The sequence below is a fragment of the Arthrobacter sp. Alg241-R88 genome (genome assembly GCF_900537115.1).
Taxonomy (GTDB): domain Bacteria; phylum Actinomycetota; class Actinomycetes; order Actinomycetales; family Micrococcaceae; genus Arthrobacter.
Map to the genome: position 1 here is coordinate 257,602 of NZ_UNRG01000003.1, position 17,943 is coordinate 275,544.

Below are 17,943 nucleotides of genomic sequence, written 5' to 3' on the forward strand. Positions count from 1 at the left end.
AAGCGGGAACCAGCACCAGCACAACCAGCAGCAGCATGACGACGATACGCAAAGTTCTGCCCGACGAGGAGGCACGGAAAATGGGGGATCTGGCAATAGATTTCTGTGGTGAGTGGTACGAGCCATCGGACGAGGACGTCTTCAACATCGGCCGTGAAGGCGACCTTGAGGTGGACGACAACCCGTACCTGCACCGGCAGTTCCTGCAGGTGGCCCGCTACGACGGAATCTGGTGGCTCAGCAACGTGGGCAGCATGCTCTCGGCCACTGTGGCGGACGGTTCTGGCGGCATGCAGGCCTGGCTCTCGCCCGGTGCCCGGATCCCGCTGGTCTTCAGCCACACCAACATCATCTTCACGGCAGGGCCCACCACTTACGAATTCGCCGTGCACCTGAAAACGCCGTCCTTCCGCCAGGAGGCGCGGGACGAGGACAGCAACGGCGATACCACCATCGGTCCCGTGGTGTTCACCGACTCGCAAAAGGCGCTCATCGTAGCGCTCGCCGAACCCATGCTCCGGCGCGAGGGGACCGGGTTCAGCGCCATCCCCTCCTCGGCCGCGGCCGCCAGGACGCTTGGCTGGGCGCTGACTCGCTTCAACCGCAAGCTCGACAATGTGTGCGACAAGCTGGACCGGGTGGGCGTCGCAGGCCTGCGCGGCGGCGGGGGCAAACTTGCCACCAACCGACGCGCCCGGCTCGTTGAACATGCCGTCACCTCGCACCTCGTCACGGCCGATGACCTGTACCTCCTCGAGAAGATGAGGGGCGTGGACGAAGGATGAGGATCCGGCTGACACTCCGCCGGGATCCGGCCGAGGCCAAGGACCTCGCCATCACCGTCGACGGCCTCGCAACGGTGGCCGACGTGGCAACAGTGCTGTGGGCGGCGGACCCTGCCCGCAAGGGAACGCTGCCCCCCGAGAACCTCTCGCTGCGCATCGAAGAAGCGTTTGTAGGCGGCGGCGTGCGCGGCAATATCCTCGCCCGCGAAGAGAACCTCCTTGAATCCGGGCTGCGCCCCGGCTCCGTGGTGTCGCTGGCACAGGTCAGCGAGCACTTCGGTGCCCCGGGGGCGAACCGCGGCCCGGCGGCCGCCACCCTGCGCGTCCTCTCCGGGCCCGACGTCGGCAGCGAATTTCCGCTGCCTTCGGGCACCAGCTACATTGGCCGGGACAGGGACGTGGACATCCGGCTGACGGATCCACTGACGTCCAAACGCCACGCCCGCCTCACGGTAGGGGAGACCGTGGAAATCGTGGACACCAACTCGGCGAACGGGCTCCTGATGGATGGCCTTGCGGTGACCCGTGCAACGCTCAACTCCTCGGACACCGTGACGCTGGGCGACACCACCATCACCGTGGTTCCGCTGGGCCATAACCGGGCGGCAGCGCCGACGTCGCCCCTGGTGGACTTCAACCGGTCACCGCGCGTCGTTCCCCGGTTCGAGGAACCCAAGCGCGTAGTGCCGGCCGGACCGAAGCGTCCGGAAGACAATCCGTTCCCGTACATCATGATGATCGCTCCGCTGCTGATGGGCGCCGTAATCTTCGCCGTTACCAGCAACCCGCTCTCGGTGCTGTTCATGATGATGATGCCGCTGTTCATCCTGGGCCACTATGTGGACCAGAAGATGCGGACCCGGCGCCAGCAGAAGGAACAGCTCAAGCACTTCCGCGCTTCCATGGCCGCCTTCCGGGAGGACATCACCGACCTCCAGCATGTGGAACGCGCCGTCCGGCTGCAGGAAGCACCTTCCGTCAGCGACACCGTTGACGCCATTTACAAACTGGGTCCGCTGCTCTGGACCCACCGGCCCGAACACCACGGGTTCCTGGGCCTGCGTTTTGGCCTGGGTACTGCCCCTTCACGCATCCGCATGGAGGAACCGCCGAACAATGACACCGAGGCGGAGTACGCCCGCGAAATCCAGGACTGCCTCAAACAGTTCCGGGACATCGAGGGCGTTCCGGTGGTGTCCCAGTTCCGGACGGCCGGCTCGCTGGGCATCGCCGGTGCCCGCGGGCTGGTGGACGACGTGGCACGCGGCATGGTGCTCCAGCTTGCCGGTTTGCACTCGCCGGCCGAAGTGGTGCTCACGGCCATCACGTCCGCCCAGTCCCGGGAACGCTGGAACTGGCTGCAGTGGCTGCCGCACGTAGGTTCCGGGCACAGCCCCCTGTCCGGTGACCACCTTGCTGCCGGTTCTGCCGGCGGCGCATCCCTGGTGGCCCGGCTTGAGGACCTGGTGGAGGCCAGGGAGGCCGCCGCGAAGCGGGCCGGCCCGGACCTTCGCCCGGGGCTGGACCCGGCCAAGCACGAGGTGGAGGAGCCAGTGGTTCCTGCGGTGCTCGTCATCGTGGAGGACGACGCCCCCGTGGACCGGGGGCGGCTCACCCGCCTGGCCGAACGCGGACCCGACGCCGGCGTCCACGTGCTCTGGGTTGCCACCAGCATCCAAGCACTGCCTGCTGCCTGCCGCGACTTTATGGCGGTGGACGGCGAGCACGGCACCACCACCGGGCAGGTGCGCCTAGGCCGCCACACCTATCCCGTCAGCTGCGAAAGCGTGGACGCGGAGCTTGCCGCCCAGCTGGCCCGGATGCTGACTCCCGTGGTGGACGTGGGCAAGCCCGTCACCGACGACTCCGACCTCCCGCGCGCCGTCTCCTATGCCACGCTGATCGGCAAGGACTTCCTGGACAACCCCCAGGCCATTGCCGAGCGCTGGACGGAAAACAACTCAGTGCACGCCAGCGCCGTGGCCAACCGCAAGGACAACGGCACGCTGCGCGCCCTGGTGGGCTCCAAGGGTATTGAACCGCTCTACCTGGACCTGAAGAACGAGGGCCCGCACGCCCTGGTGGGCGGAACCACCGGCGCCGGCAAGTCCGAGTTCCTGCAGTCCTGGGTGATGGGCATGGCTGCCGCCTACAGCCCGGACAGGGTCAGTTTCCTGTTCGTTGACTACAAAGGCGGAGCGGCGTTCGCGGACTGCATCAACCTGCCCCACACCGTGGGGCTGGTAACGGACCTTTCGCCGCACCTGGTCCGCCGCGCCCTCACCTCGCTCCGCGCCGAACTCCATCACCGCGAGCAGCTGCTGAACCGCAAGAAGGCCAAGGACCTGCTGGCACTGCAGCGCGAGGCCGACCCGGAAGCGCCGCCGTACCTGATCATCATCGTGGACGAATTCGCGGCGCTCGCCAATGAGGTTCCGGAGTTCGTGGATGGCGTGGTGGATGTTGCAGCACGCGGGCGGTCCCTGGGCCTGCACCTCATCCTGGCCACCCAGCGCCCTGCCGGTGTGATCAAGGACAGCCTGCGGGCCAACACCAACCTGCGGGTGGCGCTGCGGATGGCGGACGAGGACGACGCCACGGACATCCTCGGCGTCCCCGATGCCGCCTACTTCGACCCCTCAATTCCGGGCCGCGGCGCAGCGAAGACCGGACCCGGCCGGATCCAGGGCTTCCAGACCGGCTACGCCGGCGGTTGGACCACGGACAGGCCCCAGCGGCCCCAGATCGACGTCGTGGAAATGGCCTTCGGCTCCGGACCCAGCTGGGAGGCGCCTGCCCCTGAAAAGCCGGAAGTTGAGGCCCCTGCCGGCCCGAATGACATCGCCAGGATGACTGCCACCATCGTCCGTGCCGCCGGTTCACTGGCCATCCGGCCGCCGCGCAAACCCTGGCTGGACGAACTGGCCAAGACCTACGACTTCTCCAGGCTGCCCAACCCCCGCACCGACGAACAACTGCTCCTTGGGGTGGCAGATGACCCAGTCCGCCAGGACCAGCCCACCGTCTTCTACGAACCGGACAAAGACGGCAATATGGCCATCTACGGAACGGGCGGGTCCGGCAAATCGGCAGCCCTCCGGGGTATTGCCATTGCCGCCGCTGTAACCCCCCGGGGCGGGCCCGTCCACGTCTACGGGATCGACTGCGGATCGTCGGGGCTGCGGATGCTTGAGGAACTGCCCCACGTTGGAGAGATCATCAGTGGCGACGACGTCGAACGCGTCGGGCGCCTGCTGCGCCTGCTGCAGGACATCGCCGAGCAGCGCTCCGCGGCCTTCGCCGAGGTGCGTGCGTCCACCATCGTGGAGTACCGGAAGCTCGCCAACAAGCCCGGAGAGAAGCGGATCTTTGTCCTGGTGGACGGCATGTCCGCCTTCCGGGACCTGTACGAACACAGCCGGCTGTCCGCACTGTGGGACATCTTCCTCCAGTTGGCCACCGACGGCCGGGCCCTGGGCATCCACCTGGTGGTCACGGGGGACAGGCCCAATGCGGTCCCTGCCTCCCTGCTGGCTTCCATCCAGCGCCGCCTGGTCCTGCGCCTGTCCTCGGAGGACGACTACATTTCCTTGGACGTCCCGCGGGATGTGCTCGGGGCCGGATCGCCGCCCGGCCGGGGCTTGCTGGACGGCCTGGAAGTCCAGCTCGCCGTCCTGGGCGGGAACTCCAACCTTGCCCTGCAGGCCCGCGAGGTACACAAGCTCAGTGAAGCGATGCTGCGCCAGGGCCTGGATGTGGCCCCTGGCATCGAGCGGTTGCCGGACCAGGTGGACCTGGACGTCCTTCCTGCCGGCGGCCCCGACCTGCCCGTCATTGGTGTGGACGACGAAACACTCCAGCCGGCCGGGATCATGGCAAGGGGCCCGCTGCTCCTCGCCGGCCCTCCCGGTGCAGGCCGGACAGTCGCACTCGTAACCCTCGCCTACGCCCTCCGCCGGTCCAACCCCGGGACGGAGCTCATCTACATCGGGGCCCGCCGGTCCGCCGTCGCCTCCTTGCCCATCTGGAACCGCTCGGTGGTGGGCGCCGACGACGTGGCTGAGGTGGTGGAAGACCTGGTGGAGCATTCCTCGGGGAACCCGGGCGCGCTGGGGATCTTCATCGAGGGGCTGACGGAGTTCACGGACACCCTGGCCGAATCCGGGGTGGGCCAACTGGTCACCGCTTCCATCAAGGCCGACCAGTGGGTCATCGGGGAATCCGAAAGCTCCACCTGGTCCTCGGCCTGGTCCCTGGCGCAGCCCTTCAAATCGGGCCGCCGGGGACTGCTGCTGAACCCTGGCGATATCGAGGGCGACAGCCTCTTGAACACGTCCCTGGGCCGGGTCAGCCCGGATTTCATCCCTGGCCGGGGGTACGTGGTGGGACGCGGTAAGGCGCGCAAAATCCAGGTGGCATTGCCGCCCGAAAACAGGGACTGACGGGCACGCAACTGCAGGGCCGCGGGGCCGGAGGATTTGCGGCCCTGCAGCGCGGTGTAGAAGACTACCGGGAACACCAGAAAGCCGCGGTGGGGGGACTGCGCGCATCGAAAGGTAGCAATGACCCCGTCCTCACAGGTCCTCCGCGTTGCCTCGGCGTCGGCATCAGCAACGGTTCTGGCGATCTCCGTGGGCCTCTTTCCGGCGGGTCCGGCAGTAGCTGATTCTCCGGATCCAACGCCTGCAGCCACATCATCTTCCACGCAGGCTCCCGCCGAGTGCCAGCTGATTCTCTGCCTGCCTGTCCTCGGGGAAGATTCGCCGCCCGCGGAGACCGAGCGGCCGCGGAAGGCAAAGGAACAGGCACCCCCGCCCGCCCAGCCCGCAGCACCTGCACCGCCGGAGCAGCCTGCCGCGCCTGCTGCGCCGCCGGCAATTGTTCCCGCTCCAGCCGACCCTTCCGCTGCTCCGGCGCCGGAAGGAACTGACCCGGCCCAGGCTGCCCCCGAAGACTCCACAGCGGGCGCCGGCCCCACCCCGTCGAACGGCCCCACCAGCGCATCGAACTGGAACACCCCGGTCACGAGGTCCGCCAAGGCCACCCAGGTGGCCGCCGTTTCCCCTGCGGACGGCCGGGGCCCCGGTGGTCCGGAACTCCTCCCGATCACCGCCGGCGTCCTGCTGGTGGGTGTGGCCAGCGCCGCCTTCGCGTGGTGGGGCAGGCAGCGCATCGGAGCGCACTGACCTGCCAGGCATCAACGGCGCCCCCCGGGGCCAGGCAGCCCCGCTGCCAGCGTCGACCTGCCGGGGTAGGGCAAGATAGGTCTGTGAGCACAGGACCAGGCCCCTTAGAACAGACCGCCACCCGGACCGCCGCCCCCGGCGAACCGGAAGCCATCCCCACTGAGTCGGTCCGCGAGGAATACGAAAACCTCGTCGATCTCGTCCGGAAGTATCGGTTCGCGTATTACCAGGAGGACACCCCCCTGGTTTCCGACGCCGAATTCGACGGACTCTTCCGGCGGCTGGAGGAGATCGAAGCCCTTCATCCGGAGCTGGTGTCCAACGACTCTCCCACCCAGGAGGTGGGAGGGGAAGTCTCCGCGGCCTTCGCCGCCGTGGAGCACCTGCAGCGGATGTACAGCCTCGAGGACGTCTTTTCCCTTGAGGAACTCAAGGCCTGGCTCACCAAAGCATCGGCCGGCATCGCCAAACTGGGTGACGGCTCGCAGCAGCCGGCGTGGCTGACCGAACTCAAGATTGACGGCCTCGCGGTCAACCTGCTGTACCGGGACGGCAAGCTGGTGCGCGCCGCTACCCGTGGTGACGGCACCACCGGTGAGGACATCACCCACAACGTGCTCACCATCAAGGAAATCCCGCAGGAGTTGAGCGGTCAGGGGTTTCCCGCGGAGATGGAAATCAGGGGCGAGGTGTTTATCCCGTCGCAGGCGTTCGCCGAGTTCAATGAAGCCCTGATCGAAGCCGGCAAAGCGCCCCTGGCCAACCCCCGCAACGCCGCAGCCGGTTCGCTCCGCCAGAAGGACCCGGCCGAGACGGCCAAGCGGCCCCTGCAGATGTTCGTTCACGGCATCGGTGCCCGTGAAGGACTCCAGGCGCGCAGCCAGTCCGAAACCTACGACTTATTGAGGGACTGGGGCCTGCCGGTCAGCCCCTATTCCGAAGTGCTGGGGAGCCTGGACGAGGTCCTTGGCTTCATCAAACGGTACGGGGACAAGCGCCACAAGCTGCTGCACGAGATTGACGGCATTGTGGTCAAGGTGGACGATTTCGCCACCCAGCGGGCCCTCGGCTACACCACGCGCGTGCCCCGATGGGCTGTCGCCTACAAATACCCGCCCGAGGAAGTCCATACCAAGCTCCTGGACATCCAGGTCAACGTGGGCCGCACCGGACGCGTCACGCCCTTCGGCATGATGGAGCCCGTCAAAGTCGCCGGCTCCACGGTGGAGATGGCCACCCTGCACAACCAGGACGTGGTCAAGGCCAAGGGCGTGAAAATCGGCGACATCGTTATCCTGCGGAAGGCGGGCGATGTCATCCCCGAAATCGTGGGCCCGGTCCTGGCCCTGCGTGACCAGCAGGATCCTCCGGTCCGCGACTTCGTGATGCCCACCGAATGCCCCTCCTGCGGCACGCCCCTGGCCCCGGCCAAGGAGGGCGACGTGGACATCCGCTGCCCCAACTCAAAATCCTGCCCCTCCCAGCTGCGCGAGCGCGTGTTCCACCTCGCCGGCCGCGGTGCTTTCGACATTGAAGCCCTGGGCTGGGAAGCGGCCATCGCCCTGACCCAGCCTGCGGAACCGGACGTCCCGCCGCTGACCACCGAGGCGGCACTGTTCGACCTCACGCCGGAGCTGCTGGCCGAGGTCAGGATCCGGCGTGAAAAGCGCTCCAAGGGTGTGGCCACCGGGGAATACGAGCTGGTGCCGTACTTCTTTAGCAAGGGCACCGCGAAATTGCCGTCCAAGCCCACGGCCACCACCGAGAAGCTTTTCCGCGAACTTGAGAAGGCCAAAACCCAGCCCTTGTGGCGGGTGCTGGTGGCGCTGTCCATCCGGCACGTTGGGCCGCGCGCCTCCCGCGCGCTGGCCACGGCCTTCGGCACCATGGACGCGATCCGGCAGGCATCGGAGGAGGAACTGGCCCACGTGGACGGCGTGGGACCCACCATCGCCGCCGCAATGAAGGAATGGTTCGCCGAGGACTGGCACCTGGAAATTATCGACCGGTGGGCCGCAGCAGGCGTCAGGATGAAAGACGAGCGGGACGAATCCGTGCCCCGCACGCTGGCCGGACTGACCGTGGTGGTCACCGGCTCGCTACCGAACTTCAGCCGGGACGAGGCGAAGGAAGCCATCCTCATCCGCGGCGGCAAGGCCTCAGGGTCCGTTTCCAAGAACACCAGCTACGTGGTGGCCGGCGAGAACGCCGGCACCAAGCTGGACAAGGCCGAGCAGCTTGGCCTTCCCGTTTTGGACGAGGACGGCTTCAGGCAACTCCTGGCCGGCGGTCCGGCAGCACTGGGGGACACGGCAGCACTGGCGGATGCGGCAGACGGAGCCGCGGCGGAGGCAACCCCGTGAGCGGCGGGAATCCTGTGGGCGGCGTTGGGGGAGCCGGTGCCCAGGTATCGCCCGCCGGGTTGCTGGAGGTAGCCAAACGGGCTGCCGCCGCCGGCGCCGCAGTCCTCGCCGGCCGCAGCGCCGAGGCACTTCAGGCCAGCAACAAGGGTGACGCGGGTGATTGGGTCACCGCCTTCGACGTCGCCGCAGAGCACGCGGTCCGGGACGTCATTTCCGCGTCCCGTCCCAATGACAGCATCACCGGCGAGGAGCACGGAACCACCAGGCCGGCGGAGGCCACCGGCTACCGCTGGTCCATCGACCCGCTGGACGGCACCACCAACTTCATCCGCAATATCGTCTACTACGGCACCTCGGTGGCAGTGGCCGATGCCGACGGCGTCTGGCTGGCCGGCGTCGTTAATGCCCCTGCGCTGGGGCGCGTGTATTACGCTGCCCGCGGCGAGGGCGCGTGGCTGGAGGAATACGGCGCCCTGACCCGGCTCCAAGGGCCGGTCCCCGGGCGCAAGGGCCAGATCCTCGCCACCGGGTTCAACTACGACCCGCAGGTCCGCTCCGAGCAGGCCGCCCAGTTCGCCGAACTGCTGGCGGGTTTTGCGGACGTCCGCAGGCTGGGATCAGCCGCCTTGGACCTGTGCCTGGTGGCGGACGGCACCCACGACGCGTTCGGCGAGCGGGGGCTGAACGAGCACGACTTTGCAGCCGGGGCACTGATCGCCGAGGAAGCCGGGTGCTGGGTCCGCCGGCCCCGGCTGACCAGTCCCCTCGACGGCGGGCCCAGTGACCAGGAACGGCTCGACGCCTGGACCTGCGCAGCGAGCCTGGAGCTGTCCGGCAAATTCCCGCTCTGAGGCCGCATCCGCCGGGCCCCGGCCCGCTGGCCGGACCCGCGTGATAGTTCAGTCACGGAAACCCCCGTTTTGCACACTGCTACTGGCTGGTAGCACTACCATTGACGGGTGCATTCGCAGATAACTGTCCGTCCCGCCGTCGAAACAGATTTTCGACGCCGTTGCCCGCATCACCAGGGATTCCTACCTGGCTGCCGGGTACTTTGACGACGCCGACCACCCCTACATGCGCAAGGTCCAGGACGTTGCACTGCGGGCTGGCCAGGCAACCGTGTGGGTGGCCGAACGGGCAGGGCAGGTGGTCGGGTCCGTCACGCTTGCCCGCGCCGGGGAGCCCTACGCGGACATCGCCCTGCACGATGAGCTGGAGTTCCGCATGCTGGTGGTGGACCCGGCCGTGCAGCGCAGCGGTGCCGGCAAGGCCATGATGGCGGCCATCCTGGAACACGCCAGGGAACTGGACGGGGTCAATGGTGTGTCCCTGACCACCGGGAGCACTTGGGAAAGCGCCCGCGGCCTGTACAACAAAACCGGGTTCGCCAGGGTCCCGGAACGGGACTGGTTCGTGCCCGGGACTGACATAAAACTGCTGGTTTACCGGCTGGACCTGTAGCCGCCCTAAAGTGGTGCCGAATCACTCCAGCTTCGAAAGGCCCACCATGCGCAAAACCTTCGGCACCGGCTCCGTTTGGGAACAGACCCTCGGCTACTCCCGGGCCGTCCAGGTGGACAACACCCTTTACATTTCCGCCACCGCCGCGAGCGGCGAGGACGGCATCGTGGGCAATGACTTCTACACCCAGACCCAGTTCATCCTGCAGAAGCTCGGCAAGGTCCTGGCGGACGCCGGCTTCGGTTTCGAGGACGTGGTGCAGTCCAAGCTGTACCTGACGGACATCAGCCAGTGGGAAGAAGCGGGGCGTGCCCACGGCGAGGTCTTCGGCGACATCCGGCCCACCCTGGCCCTGGTCCATGTCCTTCCGTTCCTGGATCCGGAGATGCTGGTGGAAATTGAGCTCGTGGCGCAGAAGAGCGCCGGCTAGCTCCGTACCCTTCGGGTTACGGGACCACCGGCAGGCCGTAGCGGTGCTCCGGCCTGCCGGTGGTCCCGTAGCGCAGCTGGATATCCACCGCGCCGTCGTCAGCCAGCGAGGACAGGTACCGCTGCGCCGTTGCCCGGGAAACACCCACCCGGCCGGCCACTTCCGCCGCCGAATACTGCTCACCCGGCACCAGCGATTCAAGCACCGCTGCCTCCGTCGCCGAGCGGGGCTTTGACGACGGCGTGACGTCGCCGGGGATCAGGGCGCGCTTGGCCCGCTCCACCGCATCCTGGTCAAGGGCGCCGGGCTGGCCCAGCAGGCGCCGGTACCGAGCATAGGAACGCAGCTGCTGGGACAGCGACTCGGACGTGAACGGCTTCAGCAGGTAGCCCAGAGCCCCGCGGCGGAACGCCACCCGGACGGAGGCAGCGTCCGAGGCCGCACTGAGGATCACGGTGTCAACATCCAGTTGCTGCAGCAGGTCCAGGCCGGAGGCGTCCGGGAGATAAACGTCCAGCAGCACCAGGTCCGGCCTAAGGCTGTGGATGGCCTGGAGCGCGAGCGACGCCGTTCCCACCGGTGCCAGCGCCAGGAAGCCCGCCACGGAATCCACATAGGCGGCGTGCAGCTTCGCGACGTGGAAATCGTCATCCACGATCAGCACGCGAAAGTCCTCAGCCATCGTTGTCCTTTCCGGCTGGATCCTTCAGCCCTGCGTCTGTGTGTTCAGCTTTCTTCGGTCCTGCTGTTGTGCCGGGGAGCGTGGCCATAAAGACGGCTCCGGGCCCGCCGTGGGCGCCCGGATCCAGCAGCTTGACGTCGCCTCCGCGCCGCCGGGCCAGCTGCCGCGCGAGCGCCAGTCCGAAGCCCTGGCCCCCGCCTGCACGGACGGGGCCGGAAGCGGTGGTGAAACCCTCGGCGAAAACGGCTTCCGCGTCCGTCCCCTCAGCCAGCCCGTCGCCGGAGTCCGCGACCACCACGTGGAGGGTGCCGCCGTCGTCGCCCGGGTCATCCATGACTTCCAGTTCAACCCAGCGTTCCGGAGCTGAGCCTGCGACGGCCGCGTTGACTGCGTTATCGATCAGGTTGCCCAGCACGGTGGTGACGTCCTGGGCGTCGGTGACCTGGCCGCGGACCAGGGTCTCCGGTCCGATGCGCAAGGCCACGCCCCGTTCGTCGGCCTCCACTCCCTTCGCTCCCACGAAGGCCTGGAGGTAAGGGTCCTGAAGCAGCTCGGCCTGGTCGACCGGGAACTTCAGCGGTCCGGTCGCCGCCAGGCGCGCGAGGTACTCGCGTGCCTGCTGGTGCTCTCCGATGCTCATCAATCCGGCGATGGTGTGCAGCTGGTTGGCGAACTCATGGCGCTGCGCCCGCAGCGCGGTGGACATGGTGCCCACGGCATCCAGCTGCCGGGTGAGCTGCTGCAGTTCCGTCCGGTCGCGGAGCATCACCACCCAGCCCAGGTCCTCACGCCGGTGGAGTGCCTTGCGGGCGTTGGCCACCAAAACCCGCCCGCCGGCCACCAGTTCCAGGGCGGCATCCGGGCCGGGGCCGGGCCGGGTCAGGGACTTCAGCTGGTCCGGTACCGGCGCCTCCTCCCACGCGGTTCCGGTCAGGTCCGGCAAGTCCAGCAGCCGCTGCGCTGCGGCGTTGAACACGCTGATCCGGCCGTCGGCCGAAACGCCGATCACGCCGTCGTCCACGCCCTGGAGAACTGCCACCTGGTCGTGGACCAGGCTGCTGATCTCCTCCGGTTCCAGCCCCAGGGTGAGGCGCTGGAGGCGGCGGCGCAGCAGGAAGGATCCCAGGACGCCGGCGATGAGGGCACCTGTGGCGGTGAGGGCAACTGGGCCAATGTCACGGGCCACGCTCTGGCCTACTGTCTCCATCGAGTAGCCCACGCTGACCTCGCCCACCACAGTGGTGCTGCCCGGAGCGTAGACGGGCACCTTGGCCCCGGCCGACGGGCCGAGCGTCCCGGTGTTCCGGGTGGTGACCTCGCGGCCGGACAGGGCCTCGGACGGATCTGTACTCACCCGTTCGCCGAGCCGCCGGGGGTCCGGATGTGCCAGCCGAAGTCCCGTTTCGTCGGTGATGACCACAAACAGGGCTCCGGTCCGGGTCCGTGCTGCTTCGGCCGACGCCATCAGCGGCCCGGCGGTCAGTTCGGCAGCCGGGGGAGTGCCGGCCTGTTCGCTGATAGCCAGCACGTCCGCCCGCACTGTGGGGTCCGAGGCCACGGTCCGCGCGAGCGTCAGCGCCTGGTTCTCCGCCTCGCTGCCCACCCTGTCATAGGTCAGCCACGCGTGGACGCCGGCGCTGAGCAGAACCACCAAAAGGACCACCGCAAGTTGGAGCAGGAGCGTCTGGGTGGAGAACCGCAACGGCGCGCGGGGGCTGGAACGCTGCATGATCCTCCTTGATGCGGGTGGCCCGCCGGGGCGTGCGGAGTGCTGTGAGCAGAATGAGCAAAATGCTCGCAATAAGCAGTATGCCAATCAATTGAGCCAAAGGCACGGCCGTGACGGCGGCCACTCTACAGTCTGTAGCACGCGTCACAACGCTGTGCCGCTGTTCACAAAGAAGGAGCCGGCCGTGCTGGTATTACTTGGATTCGCAATGATCGCGGTATTCATGGTGCTGATCATGACGAAAAAGTTGACGCCAGTGCTGGCGTTGATCATCGTCCCTACAGTTTTTGGGCTTTTCGCCGGTGCCGGCCTTGGCATCGGCGACATGGTGATGGACTCAATGAAGGCCATGACCTCAACAGCCGCCCTGCTGATGTTCGCCATCATCTACTTCGGGCTGATGATCGACGTGGGCCTTTTTGACCCGCTGGTCCGGTTTATCCTCCGCAAACTGGGCAACGACCCCGCCAAGGTAGTGCTGGGTACCGCCATCCTCGCGGCCGCCGTGTCCCTCGACGGCGACGGCTCAACCACGTTCATCCTCACCACCGCGGCCATGCTGCCCATCTACCTCCGGTTGAAGATGAGCCCCGTGGTCCTTACCTGCGTGGCCGGCCTGGCCAACGGCACCATGAACATCGTGCCGTGGGGCGGCCCCACGGCCCGCGCCGCCAGCGCGTTGAAGATCGACGTCAACGATGTTTTTGTCCCGATGCTTCCCTCCCTCCTCGCCGGCATCGCCGTCGTCCTGGCCTTTGCCTGGCTGCTTGGCCTGCAGGAGCGCAACCGCCTCCGCGCCACTGCCCCGGAAATCTGGGAAGCACCGTCTACGGCAGAGCCTTTCACCGCTGAAGGGTTCGACGGCGGCACGCGCCCTTCCGGTGTTGCCAGTGGTTCCGGAACCGGCCGCGGACGCAAGGGGACCAACCCCGGCGGAGCAGCCCCCGCCGTCGGCGGTTCAACCGGCTCCGGCGTGGCCGTACTCGAACGCACCGAAGACCTCGTGGATGACAGCGACACCGCCATGGCGGATACCGCCCTTGACCCGAACCGCAAGACCCTGCGCCCCAAGCTGCAGTGGTTCAACCTCGGCCTGACCATCGCCGTTATGGGCATGCTGATCGCCGACCTCGTGCCCCTGCCGTACGTGTTTATGGTGGGTTCGGCCATCGCCCTGCTGGTGAACTTCCCCAACGTCAAGGACCAGGCCACCCAGATCGTGGCCCACGCACCGTCGATCGTGGCCGTGGTCAGCATGGTCATGGCCGCGGCAGTCCTGACCGGCGTGCTCACCGGCACCGGCATGGTGGAAGCCATGTCCGCGTGGCTGGTACAGATCATCCCCACGTCCATGGGCCCGTTCCTGGCGGTCATCACCGGCGTCCTGAGCATCCCCATGACGTTCTTCATGAGCAACGACGCCTTCTACTTCGGCGTTCTCCCCGTCCTGAGCGAGACCGCCGGCCACTACGGCATCAGCGCCGCTGAGATGGCCCGCGCCTCCATCACAGGCCAGCCGTTCCACATGCAAAGCCCGCTGGTTCCCGCAATCCTGCTTCTGGTGTCGCTTGCCAAGGTTGACCTCGGCGACCACCACAAGAAGGTGCTGTGGCGCAGCGCCGTGGTGTCCCTGGTCATGCTGGGAATTGGCATGCTGACCGGAGCCATCGGAATCGGTTAGTCTGTAGCTGCCGTACTGCTGGCCCTCGTGGCCGCTGGTCCGGTATGAAGGTGCCCGTCTGACGCCCGCTGGGGGCCGTCAGACGGGCATCATCGTTTCCCCACTAGAATGGATCGGAAATCAATTCAAACTTTGCAGGGGAGATCCATGGCTGCGATCAACCGTGACGACGTTGCGCATCTCGCGCGGCTCGCTCACATTGAGATGAGTGCCCAAGAGCTGGACAGGATGGCCGGAGAACTCGCGGTCATCGTTGATTCGGTCAAGTCCGTGAGCCAGGCTGCCGGTGACGACGTCCCGGCGACGTCCCACCCCATCCCGCTGAACAACGTGTTCCGCGAGGACGTTGTGGGCCACACCTTCACCGCGGAACAGGCGCTCTCCGGCGCACCGGACTCCGACGAAAACCGTTTCAAGGTCCCGGCAATCCTGGATGAGGCATAAGCATGACTGACAACAACGAACTCATCCGCCTCTCCGCCGCCCGGCTGGCCGAAAAGCTGGCCGCCGGCGAGGTTACCTCCGTCGAGGTCACCCAGGCGTACCTGGACCGGATCGCTGCTGTTGACGGCGGGGAACGGGGCGTCAACGCTTTCCTGCACGTCAACGCCGAGGAAGCCCTTGCCGTCGCCGCCGAGGTGGACGCCATCCGTGCTGCCGGCGGTGCAGAGGCCGAATCCCTGCACGTCCTGGCCGGCGTCCCGATCGCCGTCAAGGACCTCATTGTCACGGTGGGCCAGCCCACCACGGCCGGCTCCAAAATCCTCGAGGGCTGGCACAGCCCCTACGACGCCACTGTGGTGGAACGCCTGCGCGCCGCGAAGATGCCGATCCTGGGCAAGACCAACCTGGACGAGTTCGCCATGGGCTCCTCCACTGAACATTCCGCCTACGGGCCCACCCGCAACCCGTGGGACCTTGACCGGATCCCGGGCGGCTCCGGTGGCGGCTCCGCTGCCGCCGTCGCGGCCTTCGAAGCACCCCTCGCACTCGGCACCGACACCGGCGGGTCCATCCGCCAGCCCGGGGCAGTTACCGGCACCGTCGGCGTGAAGCCGACCTACGGCAGCGTGTCCCGCTACGGCGCCATCGCCATGGCATCCTCGCTGGACCAGATCGGCCCGGTTTCAAGGACGGTCCTGGACTCCGCCCTCCTGCACGACGTCATCGGCGGGCACGATCCCCGCGACTCCACCTCCCTTCCGGACCCGCTGGCAGACCTCGTGGCCGCGGCCAAAACCGGCAACGTTGAGGGCATGCGGATCGGCATCATCAAGGAACTCCACGGCGAGGGCTACCAGGCCGGCGTCGAAAACCGCTTCAACGACGCCCTGGAGCTCCTCAAGGAGGCCGGCGCGGAAATCGTCGAGGTCTCCTGCCCCAACTTCCAGTACGCCCTGGGCGCCTACTACCTGATCATGCCCTCCGAGGCGTCCTCAAACCTCGCCAAGTTCGACGGCGTCCGGTACGGCCTGCGCGTCCTCCCCGAAGACGGTCCCATGACCATCGAACGCGTCATGGGCGCCACCCGCGCCGCCGGCTTCGGTGACGAAGTGAAGCGGCGAATCATCCTGGGCACCTACGCCCTGAGCGCCGGCTACTACGACGCCTACTACGGTTCGGCCCAGAAGGTGCGCACGCTCGTGCAGCGCGACTTCGACGCCGCCTTCACCGTGGCCGACGTCCTCATTTCGCCCACTGCGCCCACCACGGCCTTCCGCCTTGGCGAGAAGCTGGACGACCCCCTGGCCATGTACCTCAACGACGTCGCCACCATCCCGGCCAACCTGGCCGGAGTCCCGGGTCTGTCCCTGCCCGGCGGCCTGGCCGACGAGGACGGGCTGCCCGTGGGCATCCAGCTGCTCGCCCCCGCACGGGAAGACGCCCGCCTGTACCGGGTGGGCGCCGTCCTGGAGTCGCTTCTTGAGGCCAAGTGGGGCGGCCCGCTGCTGGCCCAGGCCCCGGAACTGGGTGAGCTCGTCGAAGCCAAGGAGGCAAAATAATGAACACTGACGCAATCCTGAGCTTCGAAGAGGCCATGGAGAAGTACGATCCCGTCCTGGGGTTCGAGGTCCACGTGGAGCTCAACACCAAGACCAAGATGTTCTCCTCCGCCCCCAACGTCTTCGGCGACGAACCCAACACCAATGTGAACGAGGTGGACCTGGGCATGCCCGGCGTGCTGCCGGTGGTGAACAAGGCTGCGATCGAGTCCTCGATCAAGATCGGCCTCGCGCTCAACTGCAAGATCGCCGAGTCCTGCCGCTTTGCCCGGAAGAACTACTTCTACCCGGACACCCCCAAGAACTTCCAGACTTCGCAGTACGACGAACCCATCGCGTACGACGGCTACCTGGACATCGAACTCTCCGACGGCACCGTGTTCCGCGTGGAGATCGAGCGCGCCCACATGGAAGAGGACGCCGGAAAGCTGACCCACATGGGCGGCGCTACGGGCCGTATCCAGGGTGCCGACTTCTCGCTGGTGGACTACAACCGTGCCGGCGTGCCGCTTGTTGAAATCGTCACCAAGCCCATCGAGGGCGCCGGTTCGCGTGCCCCGGAACTCGCCAAGGCCTACGTGGCAGCGGTGCGGGAGATCGTGAAAAACCTGGGCGTGTCCGACGCGAAGATGGAACGCGGCAACGTCCGCTGCGACGCCAACGTCTCGCTTCGCCCCCACGGCCGTGAGCGTTTCGGCATCCGTTCCGAAACCAAGAACGTGAACTCGCTGCGCGCCGTGGAACACGCCGTCCGCTACGAAATCCAGCGCCACGCTGCTGTCCTGGACGCCGGTGAGCCCGTTGTCCAGGAGACCCGCCACTGGCACGAGGACACCCGCACCACCACGTCCGGCCGGGCCAAGTCCGACGCCGACGACTACCGCTACTTCCCGGAACCTGACCTGGTTCCCGTGGTTCCGTCGCGGGAGTGGGTTGAGGAACTCCGGGCCACCCTGCCCGAGCCGCCGGCCGCGCGCCGCAAGCGACTGCAGGCTGACTGGGGCTACTCAGACCTCGAATTCCGGGACGTCGTAAACGCCGGCGTGATGGACGAGATTGAGGAAACCATCGCCGCCGGTGCCTCGGCTTCGGTTGCCCGCAAGTGGTGGATGGGTGAGATCGTCGGCCGCGCCAAGAATGCCGACGTCGACCCGGGCCAGCTTGGCGTCCAGCCCGCCACCATCGTGGAGCTGGCACGCATGGTGGAAGAAGGCAAGATCAACAACAAGATGGCATCGGAGGTGCTCGACGGCGTCCTGGCCGGCGAAGGCACGCCGTCGGAGATCGTGGAGAAGCGCGGCCTGGCCGTGGTTTCCGACGACGGGCCGCTGCTCGAAGCAATTGACGCCGCGCTGGCCGCGCAGCCTGATGTTGCGGACAAGATCCGCGGCGGCAAGGTCCAGGCCATCGGGGCCATCGTGGGCGGCGTGATGAAGGCCACCCGCGGCCAGGCTGACGCCGCCCGTGTCCGGGAGCTGATCCTGGAAAAGCTGGGCGTCACCGTCTAGCCCGTCGTCCCCGGCCGGGCCGCAGTTAGCGCCGCGAAATTCCTTTCTCGCGGCGTTGGCTGCGGCCCGGTTGTGGTTTAAGTAGTACTCACTTTCCACTTGCCGCGGAGTA

Annotated in this window: 12 protein-coding genes and 1 pseudogene; 11 read left to right on the plus strand and 2 right to left on the minus strand. The window is 67.2% G+C overall.

What is annotated here, in order from left to right; genetic code table 11:
- The first annotated feature begins 80 nt into the window (after positions 1-80).
- The 7 genes and pseudogenes from G6R19_RS09705 (at position 81) to G6R19_RS09735 (ending at position 10,228) form a co-directional block, all read left to right on the plus strand.
- Complete coding sequence (locus tag G6R19_RS09705; RefSeq protein ID WP_163164352.1) at positions 81-785, plus strand: hypothetical protein; 705 nt, start codon at positions 81-83, stop codon at positions 783-785.
- The gene (locus G6R19_RS09710) at positions 782-5,227 is read left to right on the plus strand and encodes an FtsK/SpoIIIE domain-containing protein (protein WP_163164353.1); all 4,446 of its coding nucleotides are present in this window, start codon (positions 782-784) and stop codon (positions 5,225-5,227) included. The genes G6R19_RS09705 and G6R19_RS09710 overlap by 4 nt, the downstream gene beginning before the upstream one ends.
- A gap of 120 nt (positions 5,228-5,347) precedes the next feature.
- Positions 5,348-5,971 carry a hypothetical protein gene (locus G6R19_RS09715; protein ID WP_163164169.1) on the plus strand — a complete coding sequence of 208 codons (624 nt, stop codon included), beginning with the start codon at positions 5,348-5,350 and terminating at the stop codon, positions 5,969-5,971.
- An 83-nt stretch (positions 5,972-6,054) separates the two neighbouring features.
- Positions 6,055-8,334 (plus strand): NAD-dependent DNA ligase LigA, encoded by a 2,280-nt coding sequence (gene ligA, locus G6R19_RS09720; RefSeq protein WP_163164354.1) that lies wholly within the window; start codon positions 6,055-6,057, stop codon positions 8,332-8,334.
- Between the two features lie 14 nt (positions 8,335-8,348).
- Positions 8,349-9,185, plus strand: a complete 837-nt coding sequence (locus G6R19_RS09725) for an inositol monophosphatase family protein (protein ID WP_163164662.1) — start codon at positions 8,349-8,351, stop codon at positions 9,183-9,185.
- A gap of 108 nt (positions 9,186-9,293) precedes the next feature.
- A pseudogene (locus tag G6R19_RS09730) lies at positions 9,294-9,798 on the plus strand (GNAT family N-acetyltransferase).
- A gap of 46 nt (positions 9,799-9,844) precedes the next feature.
- Complete coding sequence (locus tag G6R19_RS09735) at positions 9,845-10,228, plus strand: RidA family protein (RefSeq protein WP_163164355.1); 384 nt, start codon at positions 9,845-9,847, stop codon at positions 10,226-10,228.
- A gap of 16 nt (positions 10,229-10,244) precedes the next feature.
- On the opposite strand, the gene G6R19_RS09740 is transcribed toward G6R19_RS09735, so the two are convergent.
- Both G6R19_RS09740 and G6R19_RS09745 read right to left on the minus strand, forming a co-directional pair.
- The gene (locus G6R19_RS09740) at positions 10,245-10,910 is read right to left on the minus strand and encodes a response regulator (RefSeq protein WP_163164356.1); all 666 of its coding nucleotides are present in this window, start codon (positions 10,908-10,910) and stop codon (positions 10,245-10,247) included.
- On the minus strand, positions 10,903-12,639 hold the full coding sequence (locus G6R19_RS09745) for a sensor histidine kinase (protein ID WP_240341821.1): 1,737 nt from the start codon (positions 12,637-12,639) through the stop codon (positions 10,903-10,905). The genes G6R19_RS09740 and G6R19_RS09745 overlap by 8 nt, the downstream gene beginning before the upstream one ends.
- Positions 12,640-12,823: 184 nt before the next feature.
- Between G6R19_RS09745 and G6R19_RS09750 the strand changes: the two genes are divergently transcribed.
- The 4 genes from G6R19_RS09750 (at position 12,824) to gatB (ending at position 17,831) form a co-directional block, all read left to right on the plus strand.
- Positions 12,824-14,320, plus strand: a complete 1,497-nt coding sequence (locus G6R19_RS09750) for a CitMHS family transporter (protein WP_163164357.1) — start codon at positions 12,824-12,826, stop codon at positions 14,318-14,320.
- A 147-nt stretch (positions 14,321-14,467) separates the two neighbouring features.
- A complete protein-coding gene (gatC, locus tag G6R19_RS09755) occupies positions 14,468-14,764 on the plus strand; it encodes an Asp-tRNA(Asn)/Glu-tRNA(Gln) amidotransferase subunit GatC (RefSeq protein WP_163164358.1) in 297 nt (98 codons plus the stop codon).
- A 2-nt stretch (positions 14,765-14,766) separates the two neighbouring features.
- On the plus strand, positions 14,767-16,323 hold the full coding sequence (gene gatA / locus G6R19_RS09760) for an Asp-tRNA(Asn)/Glu-tRNA(Gln) amidotransferase subunit GatA (RefSeq protein WP_163164359.1): 1,557 nt from the start codon (positions 14,767-14,769) through the stop codon (positions 16,321-16,323).
- The gene (gene gatB, locus G6R19_RS09765) at positions 16,323-17,831 is read left to right on the plus strand and encodes an Asp-tRNA(Asn)/Glu-tRNA(Gln) amidotransferase subunit GatB (RefSeq protein WP_163164360.1); all 1,509 of its coding nucleotides are present in this window, start codon (positions 16,323-16,325) and stop codon (positions 17,829-17,831) included. Before gatA ends, gatB begins: the two co-directional genes overlap by 1 nt.
- The last annotated feature ends 112 nt before the right edge of the window (positions 17,832-17,943 follow it).